The 19,473-nt window shown below is 39.6% G+C and carries 18 protein-coding genes; 8 read left to right on the forward strand and 10 right to left on the reverse strand.

All coding sequences use genetic code 11. The features are described from left to right. Window positions 1-133: 133 nt before the first annotated feature. From R2R28_RS20780 to mdh, 9 genes are all read right to left on the reverse strand, one after another. Window positions 134-1,060 (reverse strand): bestrophin family protein, encoded by a 927-nt coding sequence (locus R2R28_RS20780; protein ID WP_316827577.1) that lies wholly within the window; start codon window positions 1,058-1,060, stop codon window positions 134-136. Between the two features lie 25 nt (window positions 1,061-1,085). Beyond that, window positions 1,086-1,583: a hypothetical protein gene (locus R2R28_RS20785; RefSeq protein WP_316827578.1), complete on the reverse strand. Its 498-nt coding sequence runs from the start codon at window positions 1,581-1,583 to the stop codon at window positions 1,086-1,088. Window positions 1,584-1,880: 297 nt separating this feature from the next. Further along, window positions 1,881-3,233, reverse strand: a complete 1,353-nt coding sequence (locus R2R28_RS20790) for a HAMP domain-containing sensor histidine kinase (RefSeq protein WP_316827579.1) — start codon at window positions 3,231-3,233, stop codon at window positions 1,881-1,883. After that, a complete protein-coding gene (locus R2R28_RS20795) occupies window positions 3,234-3,911 on the reverse strand; it encodes a response regulator transcription factor (protein WP_316827580.1) in 678 nt (225 codons plus the stop codon). 473 nt (window positions 3,912-4,384) lie between these two features. Beyond that, on the reverse strand, window positions 4,385-4,921 hold the full coding sequence (locus R2R28_RS20800) for an SRPBCC family protein (protein WP_316827581.1): 537 nt from the start codon (window positions 4,919-4,921) through the stop codon (window positions 4,385-4,387). Window positions 4,922-4,986: 65 nt separating this feature from the next. Next, a complete protein-coding gene (locus tag R2R28_RS20805; protein WP_316827582.1) occupies window positions 4,987-5,382 on the reverse strand; it encodes a group III truncated hemoglobin in 396 nt (131 codons plus the stop codon). Beyond that, entirely contained in the window at window positions 5,372-5,806 is a 435-nt protein-coding gene (locus tag R2R28_RS20810) for a hypothetical protein (RefSeq protein WP_316827583.1), read from the reverse strand. Before R2R28_RS20810 ends, R2R28_RS20805 begins: the two co-directional genes overlap by 11 nt. Window positions 5,807-5,864: 58 nt before the next feature. Further along, complete coding sequence (locus R2R28_RS20815; RefSeq protein ID WP_316827584.1) at window positions 5,865-6,296, reverse strand: aspartyl protease family protein; 432 nt, start codon at window positions 6,294-6,296, stop codon at window positions 5,865-5,867. Between the two features lie 160 nt (window positions 6,297-6,456). Next, entirely contained in the window at window positions 6,457-7,395 is a 939-nt protein-coding gene (gene mdh, locus R2R28_RS20820; protein WP_316827585.1) for a malate dehydrogenase, read from the reverse strand. A gap of 150 nt (window positions 7,396-7,545) precedes the next feature. On the opposite strand from mdh, the gene R2R28_RS20825 reads away from it, so the two are divergent. The 8 genes from R2R28_RS20825 (at window position 7,546) to R2R28_RS20860 (ending at window position 17,849) form a co-directional block, all read left to right on the forward strand. Then, window positions 7,546-7,998: a lipocalin family protein gene (locus R2R28_RS20825; protein WP_316827586.1), complete on the forward strand. Its 453-nt coding sequence runs from the start codon at window positions 7,546-7,548 to the stop codon at window positions 7,996-7,998. Between the two features lie 107 nt (window positions 7,999-8,105). Next, window positions 8,106-8,786, forward strand: a complete 681-nt coding sequence (locus tag R2R28_RS20830; protein WP_316827587.1) for a type 1 glutamine amidotransferase domain-containing protein — start codon at window positions 8,106-8,108, stop codon at window positions 8,784-8,786. A gap of 339 nt (window positions 8,787-9,125) precedes the next feature. Beyond that, entirely contained in the window at window positions 9,126-13,559 is a 4,434-nt protein-coding gene (gene dnaE, locus R2R28_RS20835; RefSeq protein ID WP_316827588.1) for a DNA polymerase III subunit alpha, read from the forward strand. Window positions 13,560-13,716: 157 nt separating this feature from the next. After that, entirely contained in the window at window positions 13,717-14,037 is a 321-nt protein-coding gene (gene trxA, locus R2R28_RS20840; RefSeq protein ID WP_316827589.1) for a thioredoxin, read from the forward strand. 128 nt (window positions 14,038-14,165) lie between these two features. Further along, window positions 14,166-15,383 (forward strand): PQQ-dependent sugar dehydrogenase, encoded by a 1,218-nt coding sequence (locus tag R2R28_RS20845; RefSeq protein ID WP_316827590.1) that lies wholly within the window; start codon window positions 14,166-14,168, stop codon window positions 15,381-15,383. Window positions 15,384-15,869: 486 nt separating this feature from the next. Further along, window positions 15,870-16,787, forward strand: a complete 918-nt coding sequence (locus R2R28_RS20850; protein WP_316827591.1) for a DUF58 domain-containing protein — start codon at window positions 15,870-15,872, stop codon at window positions 16,785-16,787. Window positions 16,788-16,865: 78 nt separating this feature from the next. Beyond that, the gene (locus R2R28_RS20855; RefSeq protein WP_316827592.1) at window positions 16,866-17,327 is read left to right on the forward strand and encodes a redoxin domain-containing protein; all 462 of its coding nucleotides are present in this window, start codon (window positions 16,866-16,868) and stop codon (window positions 17,325-17,327) included. A 3-nt stretch (window positions 17,328-17,330) separates the two neighbouring features. Then, window positions 17,331-17,849, forward strand: a complete 519-nt coding sequence (locus tag R2R28_RS20860; protein WP_316827593.1) for a DsbA family protein — start codon at window positions 17,331-17,333, stop codon at window positions 17,847-17,849. Window positions 17,850-18,405: 556 nt separating this feature from the next. Here R2R28_RS20860 and R2R28_RS20865 read toward each other — a convergent pair. Further along, a complete protein-coding gene (locus tag R2R28_RS20865; protein WP_316827594.1) occupies window positions 18,406-19,356 on the reverse strand; it encodes a chitinase in 951 nt (316 codons plus the stop codon). Between the last annotated feature and the right edge of the window lie 117 nt (window positions 19,357-19,473).

A 19,473-nucleotide genomic window follows, 5' to 3' on the forward strand; every position in this document is an offset into this window, starting at 1 on the left:
AGCCATTCACATATGTGAATGGCTTTTGTTTTATTTATACACTATAAACCATAGATTTTCTTTATCCAAAGAAAAAGCTAATGGCATTAACTAACCACCTCAAACTAATGAGATTTATCTTAACCATTAGCGATTACAAAATGTAATACGATCCAACGGGTGCCAGTTCTGTTTGCGGCTTATCTTCATAAATTTTATTATCGTCGAGCATTTGGCAAAGGTCGCGCTCAATGGTTCTGCAGATTGTTGTTGTTGGCGTATCTGTAGGTTTGTTTTCGAAGGGATCCTGAAGATGAACTGCCATTTTTTCTACCAATAAAAAGAATGCTGCAATGGCTACCACTAAAGGAACTTCCATATAACCAAAGTATTCAATCAGGCCAAAAGGCAACAATACAATAAACAAATGGATAGACATATTGATGTACTTGCTGTAGGTAACCGGGAAGACGGTATTTTTAATTCTTTCCGAACCACCCATGTGGTTACATAAACCGGTAATGGTTTTATCAATCTCTATCTGCTGGTATTTATTAATCCAGCCCTCCTGTAATGCTTTTTTCAGATCCATGGCATGCAACTCCAATATCGAAGTGGTTACATTTTTACGCTTTTTAATAAAGGCAATTTCTTCGCTAGCCATATATTCTTCCAGTCCTTTACGGGCGTTAAAACCTCTTAACGACTGGCTTAGGGCATAACACCAGGCAATTTGTCGTTTAATAAAACGGGCTTTAAATTCCTCAATTTCATCCAATCCGTAAGGGTTTTCGACAAAAGACAATATCTGGCGGGAGATGGATCTTGAATCGTTAACTATGGCGCCCCAAAGGATCCTCGCCTCCCACCATCTATCGTATGCCTGGTTAGATCGAAAGGCCAGTAAAAGTGAAATAATGGTTCCTAATAGTGCAGGTACAGCTACTGGGATTGATATGCGGGTAACATGAAAATTTTCATATAATACCACAATACCTATAGAGTAGCCTATCACAAACAGGAGTTCTTTTTTGATCTTTCCGAATATATAAGTGAGCGGAATATTATTTCGTAACAGCATGATATAATTTTTAAAAGTATAATAATTAGGCGTTTGCTTCCTGCAATTTTGCCTCTTGTATTTTTGTGTCGATTAAATTTTCTTTAGTATGAACGGTTAAGGTATTCAACTGAACCACCTCGCAACCTGCGCGCGCTGTTAATATTTTAGGGTCGATGCTATATTTATTGATCGGTGTAAAGGCATAACCTTTTAGGTAAGCAATGCGCGATACATCAAATGCCTCAATAAAGTTTTTGAAAGCAGCTACTGTACTTCCATAAAAATATTCGATGCCGATAGTATTGACCTGATCAGGGTATTTCGACTTAGTTTTATTGAGTTGCTGATAAAACTCATCGCTAACATTTTCGTAATCGCGGCTGCGGCGACTAAGCATTAACATATCGGTAATAGAATCTGATAGTTTAAATGCATGTACAAAAATGATATTCAACTTCTCATTTGTTTGGTGCTGAACAAGTGCATCGATGATTTTAATGCTTTCTAATTTGAAATCGGTTGGTATTAATACTGTTTTCATGGCTATATCTTGTTTAAATGAATTGAAATATTATTTATACAAGTTTAGCGTGATGTTATTATAGCGAAATAAGAGCGAGATTAGAATGAGATTAGAGTGTACTCCTTTTTAGAATAGTTGGGTAGTTCATTGGTTAATTAGCCATTAGTTCATTTGTGCGGAAGTTGAAAGCATAGTTTCGATTGCTTGATTGATGAATTGTTATATTGCTTGGATTGATCTACAGTTAACCAGTTTAAATATTTAACCGATTAACACTTTGCACGATATCCCAATAACTAATGACTAATGAACCAATTAACCCATCGTTGGTAACAAAACTTTAATTTCGGTACCAATACCTTCCTGCGATTTAATGGCGATACTTCCGCGGTGTAGGCGGATGATATTTAAAGAGAGGGGTAACCCAACACCGTATCCTTTAAAATCGTTGGTGTTTGATGCCCGGTAAAAAGGTTCGAAAATGTGCTGAATATCGGTTTGAGGAATGCCGATGCCCCGGTCGGTTACGGCAATAGAGAGCATATTGGCGTTACTTTCAATGCTGATGCTAACCAGGTTTTCGTTAGAGTATTTGCAGGCATTATTCACAATATTACTGATGGCCAGTTTAATCAGGTTTTTATTTACCCGAAGAGCGAGTAGCGCTTCATCATCCGGAAGTTTGCTAAAATCGATCTCAATTTTACTGTTGGGGTGCACCTGGTTAACCGAATCTTTAATATCCCAGAGGAGTTCATCCATGCGCACTTCTTCCCAGGGTTGGTTTTTTCCGTTAAAGCCCGATTGCGCTAAGCCCAGTAAACTGGTTAAAATATGTTCAAGCCTTTCTGCTTCATCTTTAATTTTGGATAAAGCTTTCTCCTGTTTCTGCTTATCCTCGATGGTTTTCATCGCCAGTTCTACTTCTCCACTAATAATGGTAAGTGGGGTTCTTAATTCATGAGAAGCATTGCTGATAAAATTATTCTGCGTTTCGAAAGCGGTTTCTAAACGGTTAAGCATGTTGTTAAAGGTTTGAGCCAGCTGCGACATCTCATCGTTCCCTTTTTTTACATCCAATCGCAAGTGAAGGTTTTCTGCTTTAATCTTTTTTACACTTTTAATGATATTCCTTAAGGGCATTAACATGTAATTAGAAAATTTCCAGCCCACTACAAACGACAGGAAGACGGAAAGGAAAAAGCCGATGATCAGGATTCTTTGCAGATCTTTTAGCTCCCGAAAGCCAAACGGATCATTGGCAGAAACCACAACGATGTAGCCGGTATCAGCACTTTTAAAGAATTTTCCGGCGTAAAAATGATTTTCGATGCGGTAACGGGCCATGTAACCACCCTTTATGCGGTTATAAAAGCTGGCAGGTAATTCCCGGTCAACCTTAATGATCGCTTCACCTGCGGGCATAATGTATTCCTTTTCAGAAGGTAAGCGCTCCAGGTACCGGTTGCGCATTTTGGCATAGGCGCTATTGTTGCCATCTTCGTACAGTTTAATCTGCGCAGCGATATTAACACGCGCTTCTAAACGTTTGTAGAAGTCTTCAAAAGCAAATTCATTAGAGAAATACCATACAAAACCACTTAACAAGGAGATGATAACAGCCGATAAAATGGCGAAAAGTAAAGTGATTTTTTTGGCAATCTCCATCTATTTTTCCTTCAATATATAACCCAAACCTACCGCAGTGTGAATGAGTTTCTGATCGGTGTTTTTGTCTATTTTTTTACGTAAATAATTCACATACACATCAACCACGTTGGTGCCGAGGTTAAAGTCGATATCCCAAACATTTTCGAGAATATCAATCCGCGATAAAATCTTTGAGCGGTTTTTAGCCATATATTCGAGCAAACGGTATTCTGTTGCAGTCAGGATTATTTCCTGTTGGTTTCGTTTTACCGTTTTAGCGCTTAAATTAACCTGTAAATCGGCTACGGTAATAATCTGATCTTGTGAAACCACACCATGATACCGTCTCAATAACATTCTGATCCGTGCAAAAAGTTCTGCAAACTTAAAAGGCTTAATCAGGTAATCATCTGCACCATTATCTAAACCGTTAACTACATTTTCGGTTGTACCCAATGCCGTAAGCATGATGATGGGGGTGTTGGGTTTCTGTTCTTTAATGATTTTGCAGAGTTCCAGTCCATTTATTCCGGGTAGCATAATATCGAGCATAATCAGGTCGAACTGATTTTCCAGGGCCATCTGTTTTCCAATCAAGCCATCAGGGGCAATACTCACGGTAAAACCCTCGTCGCTCAAACCCCTCGAAATTACAGAAACCACATTAGGCTCATCTTCTACAAGTAATAAATTCATTTGTTAGCAAGTAATCTAAAAAATAGGGAATTACAAAATCTTATTTAATAATAGTTTCGTTTTTAACGCAAAGCCGACACAATTGTTTGGTTTAAGAGTTAGCGTAAAAAAAAGCCTCCTAAAATTAAGAGGCTCGTTATCTTTTTAACCACAGAGGCAACAGAGGGATGGCACAGAGGCCGCGAAGTTTTTATAAAGCAGAGGTTATCCCGACTGAAGCGGAGTCCCGAATCTGTGGGATCGAAATGGCGCCCGCATAGGAGATACATAATATTTTTCTACACTTTAACCCCTGACTTCGGACAATAGTCTTTCTGACCAGAGATTTACTTGGGCCTCACTCAGCATGACAAATATTTCTTCAAAAATACTCCGTGTTTTCCGTGTATCCGTGGCTGAAAAATAAAAGTATTTGACTCATGTGTCTTCGACTCCGCTCAGACTGACAATACTATATTACAGCGGCTAAAACTCTAAACCCCTTTCTCCGATTTTTCTTTTAAATATTTCAATCCATCTTCAAAATCTTTTCCGATCATTTTATCCATGCTAACAAAAACACACATCCATTTACTAATCAGGTTATTGTTTCCGCTCATAGTCCAGGTTACTTTGTTGCTGGCCCCTTCTGGCTGAATGTCGAATTTGGTATCTGCCAAACTTTCAAAAGGCTCGATAAATTTTAGTTCTATATCAACCTGTTTGTTGGGTTGTACACTTTTAATTTTCATATAACCACTACCGGTTTCTTTACCCTTCCATTCGTATAAATGGCCTGGTTCTCCGGCGACGCCACCAAATGTAGTTTTGGCTGTAGGTTCCATTTTTGCCCAGGGGTTCCATTTGTAAAATTCTTTAAAGTCGGCAATGTTTTTATAAATTACTGTATCAGGGGCATTAATTACGGTAGACCTGCTTACGGTATACGTTTTTGGCAGAAAAAAGCCGCCTACAACAATGATTATTGCCAATACGACAATAATGCCAATTAAGATTCTAAGGAATTTCATAATTTGATTTAAGTTTGGTTAATTAAATTTATAAAGAAACCAGTTTAAATCAAAACAGAATCTGCTTATACGATTTTTATTTTCGTTTGGGGAGAATTGATTTTAAAGTGCATTAAATCGGCAATGGATTGCGCTTTTTGTTTAATAAGAGTGGCATTTTCGCCTTCAAAAAGATGATCAACGGTATTAAAGAAGATTGTTTTCCAGGTTTCAAATTCTTCAGTGTGAAGTGAGGTTTTTTCGTTTAATGCAAAATGGACAAGCATTGGATTGCCTTTGTAAATGGCCTTACCAAAAAGAATGCTTTCCCAGAAATCGTACATTTTTGGTAAATGATGCGCCCAGTCTACCTTGGCAACATCGGTAAATATTGGCCCGATTTTATTATTCTCCTGTACTTTTCTGTAAAAAGTATCTACCAAAAGTATGATGTCTGTCCGGCTGTGGATGTCATTTTTCATGGCGCAATGTTTTTAAATTTAAAAAACCTAGAACAATCAATGATAAAAATTTGACGGCGTCGATAATGATGTATAAAATATGATGAAAGCTTTTGGTTGGGGCATTACCGGCCAAAACAAATTTAGCCCTGGCATTGAGCAGGGGTAATAACCAAAAGCTATCCACCAGTAAAAGGATGGTAACGGTAAAAAGTAAAATGCTCCTGATATTATTTAATGGAGCAGGGAGCGAACAGGCTAAAATGATTATCAGTAATATGATTTCTATTTTATTTAACGCCTGAAAAACCAGCTGACCGATACCCAGGCCAAGGGGAATTGTAATACCTGGGGCCTGAAATTTTAACGGAGCTTCCAAAAAACTAATTCCCGCAAGGAGTCCGGCCCAAAAAATAAGACAGAAAATTGCAGTTAATTTTTTCATTGAATGCAAATATCAGTTAAAACTACATTCGAAAGAATGATAAAAGTCACAATAGAGGTTAATTTTGTTTGTAAAGCCGCAATTGAAGTTTGTTATAATCGATTATGGCTTTGTACTGCATCAGGATATCTCCGCCAATAATACCCATAATGGGTGGGTGACCAAATTGCTGGTAGGTATCGCTAACCGATTGCAAATCAAAAGCTACCGTATCGTAATCCTTTATTTTTAAAGTGCCGATTTTTATCAGGGGAATAGTAGCCTGAATAGTTGTGGTGGTGGTAAAAAGGGTAGCTGCATTAATCTCGTTGGATACCTGTAATGTTTCCGACAGGTGCTTTTCAATTAATGATTTATCGAACACACTGCGCGACGCTCCGGTATCCAAAACAAGCAAATGTTTTTCTTTAAAAACAACAACTTCCAGCAAAAGGTGGAAGCCGTCGTCTTGTAAATTTATCAGTTTAAGCGGGATGGAAATTGATCTCATTATTTTTTGTATGCTTAGGTACGAAGCTGCTTATAGATCCTCATAAATAGATGAATGTAAAAGGACAGTCGTCATTCCCAATCGAGTTGAGAATGACGAATTGAGGAAGGCTATTATTATAATTTAATACTTTCGCTAAAAACTAATTTTCAGAATGATGTTAAACCAATTTCATATCTGCCAGTACACTGTTCATGTTTCTTACTGCATCGGCACTTTTATTAAATGCGGCCTGCTCATCTTCAGTTAATTTAAAATCGATGATTTTTTCCCAGCCGCTGCGGCCAATAATTACGGGAACACCTAAACAAATATCTTGCTGACCGTATTCGCCTTCGAGCGAAACACAGCAGGTAAACAGTTTTTTCTCGTCGCGTAAAATGGCTTCAACCAAAGCTGCTCCGGCTGCGCCTGGTGCATACCATGCAGAAGTGCCGATTAAGCCGGTTAACGTAGCACCACCCACCATTGTATCTGCTGCAACCTTATCGAGTGTAGCTTTATCAAGTAAATTGCTTACCGGTAAACTTTGATAAGTAGCCAAACGGGTTAAGGGAATCATGGTAGTATCGCCATGACCGCCGATTACAAAACCCTGTAAATCGTTAGGGTTGCAATTTAAAGCCTGCGATAAATAAAATTTGAAACGTGAGCTATCCAATGTGCCACCCATACCAATGATGCGGTTTTTAGGTAGACCTAACGATTTTAAAGCCAGATAGGTCATGGTATCCATTGGGTTGCTGATCACGATAAAAATCGCCTCCGGAGAGAATTTTAAAATGTTTTCGGCAACGCCTTTCACAATGCCAGCATTAATGCCGATCAGCTCTTCGCGGGTCATTCCCGGTTTACGTGGTAAGCCTGAAGTAATGACTACTACATCAGAACCAGCGGTTTTGCTATAATCACCGGTTACCCCTGTAATTTTGGTATCGAAGCCCAAAAGGGTAGCGGTTTGCATCATGTCGATTGCTTTCCCTTCGGCAAAACCCTCTTTAATATCTAATAAAACAAGCTCGTTCGCCAATTCTTTGCGGGCAATATTATCTGCACAAGTGGCACCAACTGCGCCTGCTCCAACAACCGTTACTTTCATATATTTATATTTTTAATGGTTTGCGTTTCGTTAAATATCCATCGAAGGTAGAAATAAATATAAGGTTTAAAAATGCTTTTCAAAACTTTATAATTTAATCAGGGTTTACTTAGTAAGTATTAAACAGCGTTTTTTTTGTTCTAAAAAATTATGGAAAACAAGCCCATTTCGAATATCGATTATAAAGCCTTTGCGGGCAAATGGTATTCTTTATATTCTATCCCAACCTTAATGGATAAACATTGGAAGCAAACTACCGAGACTTATACTTTGGCGGACGATGATCATTTTGATGTGTACACTACTTATCATAAAGAAGGTAAACCTGAAGAAAAATCAATCACCTCAAAACTGTTTTTTGATGATGAAAAAGCCGATGGTGATATGAAAGCTCAGTTTTTGTGGCCTTTTAAAATCGGTTACTGGATTATAGAACTTGCGGATGATTATAGTTATGTGGTGGTTGGGCATCCTGACGAAAAATACCTCTTTATTATGGCCCGCGAACCTAAAATGGAAGCCGATTTACTGGTGCATATTATAGAAAGGTGCAGGCAGAAAGGATATGAAGTAAGTGATTTGGTGAGCCAGGAGCACTTTTAAACAGTTTTCAGCTGGTGGTGCTCAGTTGATAGTTCTTGTCATTCTAAACACAGTGAAGAATCTAATGGTTCTATTAGATTAGTAATTAATAATAAAAAAATATCATCATGAAAATATTAATGGTTTTAACATCCCACAGCGAGTTGGGAAATACTGGTGAAAAAACAGGTTTTTGGATTGAAGAATTTGCTGCGCCATATTACTTAATGGCAGATGCAGGCGTAGCGATTACATTGGCTTCGCCAAAAGGAGGGCAACCACCTATCGACCCTAAAAGTGATGCGCCTGATGCACAGACTGAAGCAACAAAAAGATTTAAAGCTGATGAAGGTTTGCAGAAAATTCTTGCAAATACCGTTCAGCTGAATACGGTGAACGAAAAGGATTATGATGCCGTGTTTTATCCGGGAGGGCATGGACCGTTATGGGATTTGGCCAATGATGAAAAATCTATTGCACTTATTGAAGCATTTTATAAAGCTGAAAAACCAGTGGCTTTCGTCTGTCATGCACCAGGTGTGTTGATTAAAGTTAAAGATCAAAATGGTGATCCTTTGGTAAAAGGTAAAGCCGTAACCGGATTTTCGAATTCGGAAGAAGAAGCGGTTAAATTAACAGATGTAGTTCCTTTTTTACTGGAAGATGAATTTAAAAAACTCGGTGGGCATTATAGTAAAGGCGCAGACTGGAGTTCTTATGTGAAAAAGGACGGTTTGCTCATTACCGGACAAAACCCAGGCTCATCAGAGGAGGCTGCAAAAGTTTTGTTGGAAACGTTAAAAAGATAAATTTTAAACCTCGCATTTTTTAAAACCTGCGAGGTTTTTTTAGTACCACCAGCCCTGTTCAATAAACCTGATAGAACGAAAAGCCCGGGGCGAAGCATGAGTGAGGACTTGAAGGGATAGCAGGACCGCCCCCTCCGATGAAAAGCCGAACCGTACATTTTCAAAAAAGAAGAAATCAGGTTAATGGATCTTTTGGTGGTTAAACCTCATAGGTTTTTAAAATCCGTGAGGTTTAACCACCTTATTTTGTTGATAAAATCCTGACAACTTCAATCCTCAAATTCCTTATTTTTGAAGAACCGTTATTATTCTACAACGGTTAATTCTTTGCCGCACAATATGTACTTAATTTTTGATACCGAAACCACTGGTTTGCCCCGCAATTTTAACGCACCAATTACCGATACCGATAACTGGCCGCGTTGTATACAAATTGCATGGCAATTGCACGATGAGATGGGGAGATTGGTTGAGCATCAGGATTATCTGGTTAAACCAGAGGGGTTTAATATTCCCTACGATGCCGAACGGATCCACGGTATTTCTACTGAACTTGCTGCTGAGCAGGGCATCGGTTTTGACGAAATGCTGGCTAAGTTTAATGAAGTTTTAAACAAGGCTAAATTTATCGTAGGGCAAAATGTTGGCTTCGATGTGAACATTATGGGCTGCGAATTCCACCGTTTTGGTGTGGCTAACCGCCTGGCAGAAATGCCTGTTTTAGATACCTGTACCGAAGTTACCGCCCAGCTTTTACAATTGCCAGGAGGTAGGGGCGGCAGGTTTAAGCTGCCAACCTTAACGGAGTTGCACTCCTATTTATTTGGTGTGCCATTTAACGAAGCCCACAATGCTACCGCCGATGTGGAGGCTACCACGCGCTGTTTCTTAGAGCTGGTAAAAAGAGAAATTTTTAAAAAAGAAGAATTACTGGTTGATGTTGAATATTTTCCTCGTTTTAGGGAGGTTAACCCAACCACGATTGAAGGTGTTGGTTTAAAACACGTTAACTTAAAAGCTGCGTCTGATGAAATCCGCAAGCGCCAGCAAAAAACAGAAGGCAGCGGGATTTCTAAACAAGCGCTTGCTGGTAATAAACAAGAGCTTGCTGCGGCCACCTTTGTACATTTACATAACCACACCCAGTTTTCGGTGCTTCAAAGTACCATCAGCATCCCCGATTTGGTAAAAGCCGCAGCCGCACAAAAAATGCCTGCAGTAGCCATGACGGATCATGCCAATATGATGGGCGCTTTCCACTTTGTTAACAACGTTTTAAACCATAACAAAGCTGCCGAAGCTAAAAATGCTGCCGCAATTGAAGCCGGCGAGCGCCCTACAGAGGTGGTAATGACGCCAATTGTTGGGGTAGAGTTTTTTGTTTGTAATAACCACTTAGATCGTACCGTAAAAGATAACGGTTACCAGATGGTATTGCTGGCAAAAAATAAAAAGGGTTACCATAACCTGGCCAAAATGTCGTCGATTGCCTATACCAAAGGCTTTTATTACGTGCCGCGGATCGATAGGCAGGTAATTGAACAATATAAAGAAGATATTATTGTGCTTTCCGGAAACCTTTCCGGAGAGATTTCGAATAAAATATTAAACCTGGGTGAAAACCAGGCCGAAGAAGCTTTACTTTGGTGGAAAGCGAAGTTTGGCGATGATTTTTACATTGAGGTAATGCGCCACAGCCAGGAAGATGAAGACCGTGTAAACGAAACCTTAATTGCCCTGGCCAATAAACACGAGGTTAAGCTGGTGGCCACCAATAATACCTATTACATCAATAAAAAAGATGCCAATGCGCATGATATTTTACTGTGTGTAAAAGACGGCGAAAAACAGGCTACTCCAATTGGTCGTGGCCGTGGTTACCGTTATGGCCTGCCAAACCAGGAATATTATTTCAAATCGGGCGATGAAATGAAAGCCCTTTTTGCCGATTTGCCCGAAGCAATCACTAATATTCAGGAGATTCTTGATAAAATTGAAATTTACAAACTCGCCCGCGAGGTACTCTTACCGAAATTCGATATTCCTGAAGAGTTTTTGGTTGCCGAAGATGAAACTGATGGCGGAAAACGTGGAGAGAATAAATTTTTACGTCACCTTACTTATGAGGGCGCCAAAAAACGTTATGGCACACTAACGCCTGAGGTTACCGAACGTTTAGACTTTGAATTACAAACCATTGAGAAAACCGGTTATCCCGGTTATTTCCTGATTGTGCAGGATTTTATTGCCGAAGCCCGCCGGAGAGATGTTTCTGTAGGTCCTGGTCGTGGTTCTGCTGCCGGTTCGGTAGTGGCTTACTGTTTGTGGATTACGAATATTGATCCGATTAAGTACGATCTCCTTTTTGAGCGTTTCTTAAATCCCGATCGTGTATCCATGCCCGATATTGATATCGATTTTGATGACGAGGGCCGTGGCCGGGTAATGGAATACGTAATCAATAAATACGGTTCCAGTCAGGTGGCACAAATTATTACCTACGGAACCATGGCCGCCAAATCTTCTATCCGTGATACGGCCCGTGTATTGGATCTGCCTTTGTTCGAAGCGGATAAAATTGCGAAGCTGATTCCTAACATGAAGCTGGCTAAAATTTTTACGCTCGATGAAAAGAGTTTAAAAGATGCTTTACGCCCCGATGAGTATGAGCGGGTGGTGGAGTTGAAAAACCTTGGTGCATTAAAAGATTTAAGTGCCGAAACCATTCAGCAGGCGCAGATTTTAGAGGGATCGTTAAGAAATACCGGTATTCATGCCTGTGGTGTAATCATCACACCAAGCGATATTACCAATTTCGTTCCCGTATCAGTTGCTAAAGATTCTGATTTATATGTTACCCAGTTTGATAACTCCGTTGTAGAAAGTGCCGGTTTATTAAAAATGGACTTCCTGGGGTTAAAAACCCTAACGCTGATAAAAGATACCGTAAAACTGGTGAAGAAACGGCATGGTATCGACCTCAATCCGGATAATTTCCCGATTGATGATGTGATGACTTATGAGCTTTTCCAGCGTGGCGAAACCATCGGGATTTTTCAGTACGAGAGTCCAGGCATGCAGAAGTACATGAAGGAGCTTAAACCAACGGTTTTCGACGATTTAATTGCCATGAACGCATTATACCGTCCCGGTCCGATGGAGTATATTCCAAGTTTCGTACGTCGTAAAAATGGTGAGGAAGAAATTAAATACGATTTAGATGCCTGCGAAGAATACCTGAAAGAAACCTATGGTATTACCGTTTACCAGGAGCAGGTAATGCTTTTATCGCAGAAACTGGCCGGATTTACCAAAGGTGAGGCCGATGTACTGCGTAAGGCAATGGGTAAGAAACAGAAAGAAGTTCTGGATAAAATGAAGCCTAAATTTGTAAAGCAGGCTGCAGAAAAAGGCCATGATGCGGCAACTTTAGAAAAAATATGGAAAGATTGGGAAGCATTTGCATCCTACGCCTTTAATAAATCGCACTCTACCTGTTATGCATGGATTGCTTATCAAACTGCTTATTTAAAGGCACATTACCCTGCAGAATACATGGCTGCAGTACTTTCTAACAACATGAGTGATATTAAACAGGTGGCTTTCTTTATGGAAGAATGCCGCCAGATGAGTGTTACCGTATTAGGACCTGATGTGAACGAATCGGACCTGAAATTCTCGGTGAATGCCAAAGGAGAGGTCCGTTTTGGAATGTCGGCCGTAAAGGGAGTAGGAGAAAAAGCAGTAGAAAGCATTATCGAAGAACGCACAGGCAACGGACCATACGCCAGTGTTTACGATTTTGCAAAACGTTCCAACACCCGTATCGTAAACAAAAAAGCTTACGAGAGTTTCGTGTACAGCGGTGCTTTTGATGCTTTTGGTGGGCACAGGGCGCAATACTTTTATATTGGGCCGAACGATAAAATGAATGGCATCGAGAAAATTATCAAATATGCCAACGATTTCCAGAACAACGAAAGTACATCGCAGGCTTCCTTATTTGGTGGATCAAAGGCCGATCTTATTTTAGAGCCAAGTTTACCCGTTTCGCCAGAATGGGCATTAATGGATAGGTTAAAGTATGAGAAAGATGCCATCGGGATTTTTCTTTCCGGTCACCCTTTGGATAACTATAAACTCGAACTCGATAAATTCTGTACCCATGGGGTTAGGCAGCTCAGTATCATCAATAAGGTGCGTATGGGCGATAACAATGAGGAGGTGCTGGCCGAATTTGAAAAACTGAAAAACCGCGAACTCTGTGTGGGTGGTTTGGTGGTCACGGCATCGCAACGCATTACCAAAACCGGTAAACCTTTCGGAACTTTTGTTTTCGAAGATTATGATGACGCCAGCGAAATGGCCCTTTTTGGTGAAGATTTTTTGAAATTTAAATCATTTTTAACCGAAGGCTATTTCTTGCAGATCAGAGGAAGGGTAGGCGAACGTTTCGGAAAAGCCGGCGATTGGGAGTTTAAGATTACGGCCATCAACCTGATGTCTGAGTTGCGGGATAAACTGGCAAAAAGTTTAACCATCCAGGTACCTATTGAACGGGTTAACGATCAGCTAATGAGAGAAATTGAAGCAATATTAGCAGACAATAAGGCAAACTCCGAGCAGCAAAACTGCCAACTTAACTTCGCCGTTTTTGATAGCGAAAAACAGATTATGCTCGATTTACCTTCAAAAAATTTAAAAATTAACCCCAATAACAAGTTCTTAGAACAATTGATGGGAATGAATGTTGTAAACTACAAGCTGAACTAAGGTTGAAGGCAGAAGGTTTAAAGGTTGAAGTTTAAAGCGCCTAAAACCATGCACCCTCTATCTTTATGCCCTCTACCTCAAAATAATGTCAAATTGACATTACAGATGTTATGGCATTACAATTGAATACATATATTTGAACATAAAAAAAATAATTATGGCATTAGAAATCACAGATGCAAACTTCGAGGAGCTTGTATTAAAATCAGATAAACCCGTATTAGTAGATTTTTGGGCAGAATGGTGTGGCCCTTGTCGCATGGTTGGTCCAGTTGTAGAAGAAATCGCTAAAGAATACGATGGTAAAGCGGTAGTTGGAAAAGTAAACGTTGATAACAACCCTCAAATTTCAATGCAGTTTGGTATCCGTAACATTCCTGCTTTATTATACTTTAAAGATGGACAGGTAGTAGACAAACAAGTTGGTGCTGTTCCAAAATCAATTTTAGCAGAAAAATTAAACAAGCAATTGGCTTAATTTAAAGCTTAAAGCAAAAAGATCGAAGCCTATAGGCTTGTAACATATTTAAAACCCAGGTTCATTTGATGAATTTGGGTTTTTTATTGCAAACATAATTTTGTTTCTTTAATAAAAAACTAACAATCATGTCTATTAACTTATTTAGTAATAAAACTTTAGGGATTTTAGTGGCGGGTTTAGCCCTAAACTGTGCAAATATTGCCTGTGTGTCGGCACAAAACCCAGTTGAAACCAACGCACCATCTGCTGATTTTAAGCCAGCTTTTGCCGGGCAAACCAGGATTGCCGGAATCAAAACTAAAACCCCTTTAAATATTTCTGTTATTAACGAAAAGTTAGAAAATCCTTGGGCCATCTCGGTACTGCCTAACGGAGGTTTCCTGATTACACAAAAACAGGGTACCATGGTGATCCTTACACCGGATGGAAAACTGAGTAAAAAAATTACCGGTTTGCCCAAGGTAGATCCATCTGGTCAGGGTGGCTTATTGGATGTTACTTTAGATCCCAACTTTGCAAAAAACAGGATGATTTATTGGGCTTATTCTGAGCCGCAGGATAAAGGTGTTTTATTGGCCATTGCTAAAGGTAAACTGGCTGCAAACGAAACTTCGATCGAAAACCAGTCCATTATTTACCGTGCTACACCTGCTTATACGGGTAAACTTCAATACGGATCGAGAATTGTTTTTGATAAAAACGGTAACTTATTTGTGAGTACAGGTGAACGTTCAGGAAACGACATCAGGATACAGGCGCAATACTTAAATTCTTCGTTAGGAAAAATTTTACACCTTACTACTGATGGGAAAGCAGTTGCCAATGGTCCGTTTGCAGGTAAGGCCGATGCCCGACCTGAAATTTACGCTTACGGACTCCGTAATCCGGATGGTTTGGCCATTAATCCATCAACAGGCGATTTGTGGGAAGCAGAATTTGGTCCTAAAGGAGGCGATGAGGTAAACATTATTAAACCAGGCAAAAATTATGGCTGGCCGATTATTACCTACGGAACAGAGTATAGCGGCAAACTGGTTGGCGATGGCATTCAGCAGAAAGAGGGTATGGAGCAGCCGGTTTATTACTGGAATCCAAGTATTTCGCCGGGCTGTATTGCCTTTTACAACAGCAACAGTATCGCCGAATGGAAAGGGAATTTATTTGTTGGCGGTTTAGGCGGTTCGCACATTATCCGTTTGGTAATTAAAGATGATAAAATAGTTGGTGAAGAAAGGTTACTCGAAGGTAAAGGCGAACGTTTCCGCGATATGGCAGAAGGTAAAGACGGTGCGCTTTATTCGGTAACGGATAACGGACATTTGTATCGGATAGCGAAGAAATAATTTTTCAGACCGATAAGGTTTAAAAAGTATTAATCCCGAATTCTTTATCGAGTTCGGGATTTTTTTTGCAGATGATTTCATTTTGTTTTTGGAAACGAAGGTTCTGTTTTTCATAGGGATTTTCAGTCCCGCTCTTTGCTAAATCCAGATGAAAAATCTGGATACCGCTTCCGATCGGGTTTATTTACAACGAGTAGTAAAATAATCGGGGTATCCAGACCTCGCAGGTTTTTAAAACCTGCGAGGTCTTTTTTATTATTCTAAAGCGGTAGGTTTTGCGTTAGGGATTATAAGGGTTCAGTACCGATCCTTCATCGGTACCGGAGCGCAGCGCAGCCCTGAAAAGCCCGGCCCCTTGGGGAACGCACAAATCAATTAACAGTTTGCAATTTTCAGTTTGTAATCGCTGCTGCTTTTACTTTTGATACCTCGGAAGTATTGGCTGATTTTTAGTTTTTTTAATAAATCTTTTATTAGCTTTACCATATGCAGGCTGTAAACTACGAGAACGAAACAAGCTATGGTAATTTAGAATTGCTTGCCCAGCAAGTGGTAGAAGGATTTATTACGGGTTTGCATAAAAGTCCGTTCCATGGTTTTTCTGTAGAGTTTGCAGAGCATCGCCAGTACAATATTGGTGATAATGTTAAAAATATCGACTGGAAATTATACGCCAAAACGGATAAACTTTATAGCAAGCGTTTTGAGGAAGAAACCAACCTGCGCTGCCAGTTTGTGATTGATGTTTCCTCATCGATGTATTTCCCCGAACCGAAAAATAATAAGCTGACTTTCTCGATACAGGCTGCGGCATCTTTAATGTACTTGTTGAAAAAACAACGTGATGCTTTTGGTTTAAGCTTATTTACAGATGAAATATTATTAAACTCACCGGCAAAATCGACCACGGTACACCAGAAATATTTATTTACACAGCTGGAGGAGTTGCTGCAAAAACCTAAGGCAAATGCACAAACGAATTTGAGTGAAGCTTTGCATCAGGTGGCAGAGCTTATTCATAAACGCTCGCTGGTAATTATTTTTAGCGACCTTTTTAACACGCAAATGAGTGCCGATAAAACAGATGAGTTTTTTGATGCCTTACAACACTTAAAATTTAATAAACATGAGGTAGTGGTTTTTAATGTGGTTGACCGATCAAAAGAAGTTGATTTTAATTTTGAAAACCGTCCATACCAGTTTATCGATATGGAAACCGGCGAAACGATTAAGGTACATACCAACCAGGTAAAGGATAACTATACCGCCGCGGTGTCTGGTTACCGACAGCAGATTGCCTTAAAATGTGCCCAATATAAAATCGATTTGATTGATGCCGACATGAACGAAGGTTTTTATCCCATCCTCCAGTCTTACTTAATTAAAAGGCAAAAATTAGGCTAGGCTTTTATCCCAAACTCCAAACAACAGTAATGCTAGACTGTTAATTAATAAACGCGATTTAAATTTAAACTCCCTAATATGTTAGAAAAAGGCGCTACAGCACCAGATTTCGAATTGAATGCTACTCCCGATCAAAAAATAAAACTTAAAGATTTTAAAGGTAAAAATGTAATCCTGGCATTTTATCCGGCAGACTGGAGTCCGGTTTGCAGCGATCAAATGGCCCTTTACAACGAAATGCTTAAATATTTTAGCAAATACGATGCGCAGATTTTTGGTGTTTCAGTTGACAGCGTTTGGTGCCACATTGCATTTGAAGAGAACAGAAAACTACATTTCCCTTTACTGGCCGATTTTGAGCCAAAAGGGGCAGTTTCTAAAGCTTACGGGGTGTACGATGAAGAAGTTGGAGAAAGTAAAAGAGCCCTTTTTGTGATTGATAAGGAAGGTAAAATTGCCTGGAGTTATTTATCGCCTATAGCCGTTAACCCTGGTGCGGATGGTATTTTAGAGGCATTGGAAGAATTAAATAAGCAATAAAAGATGAGTACATTAAAACCCGAAATAAACGATCAGGATCATATCCAAGGTGATGATTCGGCAAGTATTACCATTGTAGAATTTGGCGATTATCAATGCCCGTTCTGTGGCGATGCTTATCCCATCATGAAAGAAATTGAGGAAACATTTGGACACCAGATTAAATTTATTTTCCGTCATTTTCCTTTGGCCAATGCGCACGAATATGCTTTTCCGGCAGCAATTGCGGCTGAAGCAGCAGCTTTACAGGGCAAATTTTGGGATATGCACGATGCGCTTTATGAAAACCAGTACCGTTTAAATGCTGATTTATTTGACGAACTGGCCGAAACCATAGGCTTGGATTTAGAACAGTTTCAGCAAGACAGCGCTTCGGAAGAAATTAAAACCAAAATAGAGGATAATTTTGATAGCGGTATGCGCAGCGGTGTAAACGGAACCCCATCGTTTTACGTAAACGGAACCAAATTTGACGGTGGCGCTACAGATTTGTACCAAATGCTTAAAGAAAGTACGGAGTAAAATATTCGTCATCTCGACTGCGTTGCGATCTGTTAAATTGATATTAGCCTCTAATTGTTTATTAATGAAAGATTTGTGGAACTATGTATTTTCGCCCTGCTGGGCCAAAGCATGGTACCTCCGTTCTACTTAAATCCGGGCTAACTCCCGATCAAGGCATCGGGATCGGGCTCCACTGACTATGCCCACCTATTTGCTTCCAAAGAAAACGGCGAAGCCCTCATGAATGCCTTAAAAAAACTATAACAAAAAATGAATAAATTTTCAGTCGGCATTTTTTGTTTCTTTTTGATGCCAAAAAGAAAGAGCCCCTTCGGCGGCGGCGGACATGTACCGATTTTTCATCGGTAGCCGGGGCAAGGCTGTGTGGTAGGGGAAAAAATATCGCATTTATTAAAATTTCGGTTAGTGTGATACCGACTGATAAATTAAAAGGTTCATCATTACAAGGAACGAAGCAATCTTAAAACGATCGCTATAACCCATAGTTGTAGGATTGCTTCCTCGGCTGAAAAAGCCTCATCGCAATGATGACTCTATAAAAAAAAATAGTTCATTAACCCGGAAACGGTTGCATTTTCGCGCAGTCGCAATAACAGTTAACATCCGTTACATTCAGCCTCTTTAAAAAATACTGATAAAAACCAATCCGGTCTTTCATAGCGGGCATTTCGGGCCCTTTATTACATTCTAATGCCCCGTTAACAATATTAATCGTCATGCCGAAACCTGCTTTGTAGCCTTTTTGTGTTTCAGCAGCAGTTGGTTTCCACTTTGCGGTAATTACATCATGTGGTGATGGTTTTGCACCCTGAGGCGTCATCCAGAAATAAATAGCCGTTTCAAAAGCCGTTACAGCATTGGTGCTTACCAGGCTGGGATTTTTAAGTAAAATATTCTTATCACCGAAAATACAATCGGATGCAAAACCATAATTACTATTATAACTCAATTGGATAGGGCCACGGCCATAATATTTTTTGCCGGCAACAGCAGGATAGGTTACATTGGCGATTGTGTAATTCGCATTGGTGTCCAATTCGTGGCTAAGCATTAAACCATCGTTATATTTGTTATTGATTCCGTTTCGGGTTTCGTGGGCAACATGTGCAAACAAAGCCGCAAGCTCTTTTTTATTAGTGTTAATATCTTTTGAAGCACAAAAACCAGCGTAATCGATAGTTGACATGCTGTAGGGTTTTGCTTTCGCCCAGGTTTCATTCCAGTCTTTATCCTGCCTGATCACGGTTTCTTTGTTATTCCTTTTATCGGTTCTGGTGATTTTATAAATCCATTCGCCACGTTTTTCGATCTTGATTTTAATAAAAGATATGGCCGAGATGGCCTTGCTGAATGAAACGTAACTATAAAATTTATTCCGTTGCGGAAAGAAGCTGTTAAATTCTTTTTCCGAAAAATAGGATGGAACAGTTGAACTTGCTTTAGTTAAACTGAAATTAAATAAGCATAACGTTAAAATTAGTAGGGTGTTCAATTTGTTTTTCATAACTTATAGGTAGGTGCTATTTAAAGTTAACAAAAAACCTCATGTATTTTGCAATACATGAGGTATCAGATAAGGGTAACCGGAAAACTAAAAAACTAATTATGAGTTTTTAGAATT

Source organism: Pedobacter miscanthi (assembly GCF_032678605.1).
Taxonomy (GTDB): Bacteria; Bacteroidota; Bacteroidia; order Sphingobacteriales; family Sphingobacteriaceae; genus Pedobacter; species Pedobacter miscanthi_A.

Bases quoted from the DNA above. Each gene is read 5' to 3' on its own strand.
- R2R28_RS20855 (WP_316827592.1), top strand. From the start codon at position 16,866: ATGTTAGAAAAAGGCGCTACAGCACCAGATTTCGAATTGAATGCTACT.
- R2R28_RS20850 (WP_316827591.1), top strand. From the start codon at position 15,870: ATGCAGGCTGTAAACTACGAGAACGAAACAAGCTATGGTAATTTAGAA.
- R2R28_RS20865 (WP_316827594.1), bottom strand. From the start codon at position 19,356: ATGAAAAACAAATTGAACACCCTACTAATTTTAACGTTATGCTTATTT.
- mdh (WP_316827585.1), bottom strand. From the start codon at position 7,395: ATGAAAGTAACGGTTGTTGGAGCAGGCGCAGTTGGTGCCACTTGTGCA.
- R2R28_RS20825 (WP_316827586.1), top strand. From the start codon at position 7,546: ATGGAAAACAAGCCCATTTCGAATATCGATTATAAAGCCTTTGCGGGC.
- R2R28_RS20830 (WP_316827587.1), top strand. From the start codon at position 8,106: ATGAAAATATTAATGGTTTTAACATCCCACAGCGAGTTGGGAAATACT.
- R2R28_RS20795 (WP_316827580.1), bottom strand. From the start codon at position 3,911: ATGAATTTATTACTTGTAGAAGATGAGCCTAATGTGGTTTCTGTAATT.
- R2R28_RS20805 (WP_316827582.1), bottom strand. From the start codon at position 5,382: ATGAAAAATGACATCCACAGCCGGACAGACATCATACTTTTGGTAGAT.
- R2R28_RS20815 (WP_316827584.1), bottom strand. From the start codon at position 6,296: ATGAGATCAATTTCCATCCCGCTTAAACTGATAAATTTACAAGACGAC.
- R2R28_RS20780 (WP_316827577.1), bottom strand. From the start codon at position 1,060: ATGCTGTTACGAAATAATATTCCGCTCACTTATATATTCGGAAAGATC.
- R2R28_RS20800 (WP_316827581.1), bottom strand. From the start codon at position 4,921: ATGAAATTCCTTAGAATCTTAATTGGCATTATTGTCGTATTGGCAATA.
- R2R28_RS20790 (WP_316827579.1), bottom strand. From the start codon at position 3,233: ATGGAGATTGCCAAAAAAATCACTTTACTTTTCGCCATTTTATCGGCT.
- R2R28_RS20845 (WP_316827590.1), top strand. From the start codon at position 14,166: ATGTCTATTAACTTATTTAGTAATAAAACTTTAGGGATTTTAGTGGCG.
- R2R28_RS20860 (WP_316827593.1), top strand. From the start codon at position 17,331: ATGAGTACATTAAAACCCGAAATAAACGATCAGGATCATATCCAAGGT.
- trxA (WP_316827589.1), top strand. From the start codon at position 13,717: ATGGCATTAGAAATCACAGATGCAAACTTCGAGGAGCTTGTATTAAAA.
- dnaE (WP_316827588.1), top strand. From the start codon at position 9,126: ATGTACTTAATTTTTGATACCGAAACCACTGGTTTGCCCCGCAATTTT.
- R2R28_RS20810 (WP_316827583.1), bottom strand. From the start codon at position 5,806: ATGAAAAAATTAACTGCAATTTTCTGTCTTATTTTTTGGGCCGGACTC.
- R2R28_RS20785 (WP_316827578.1), bottom strand. From the start codon at position 1,583: ATGAAAACAGTATTAATACCAACCGATTTCAAATTAGAAAGCATTAAA.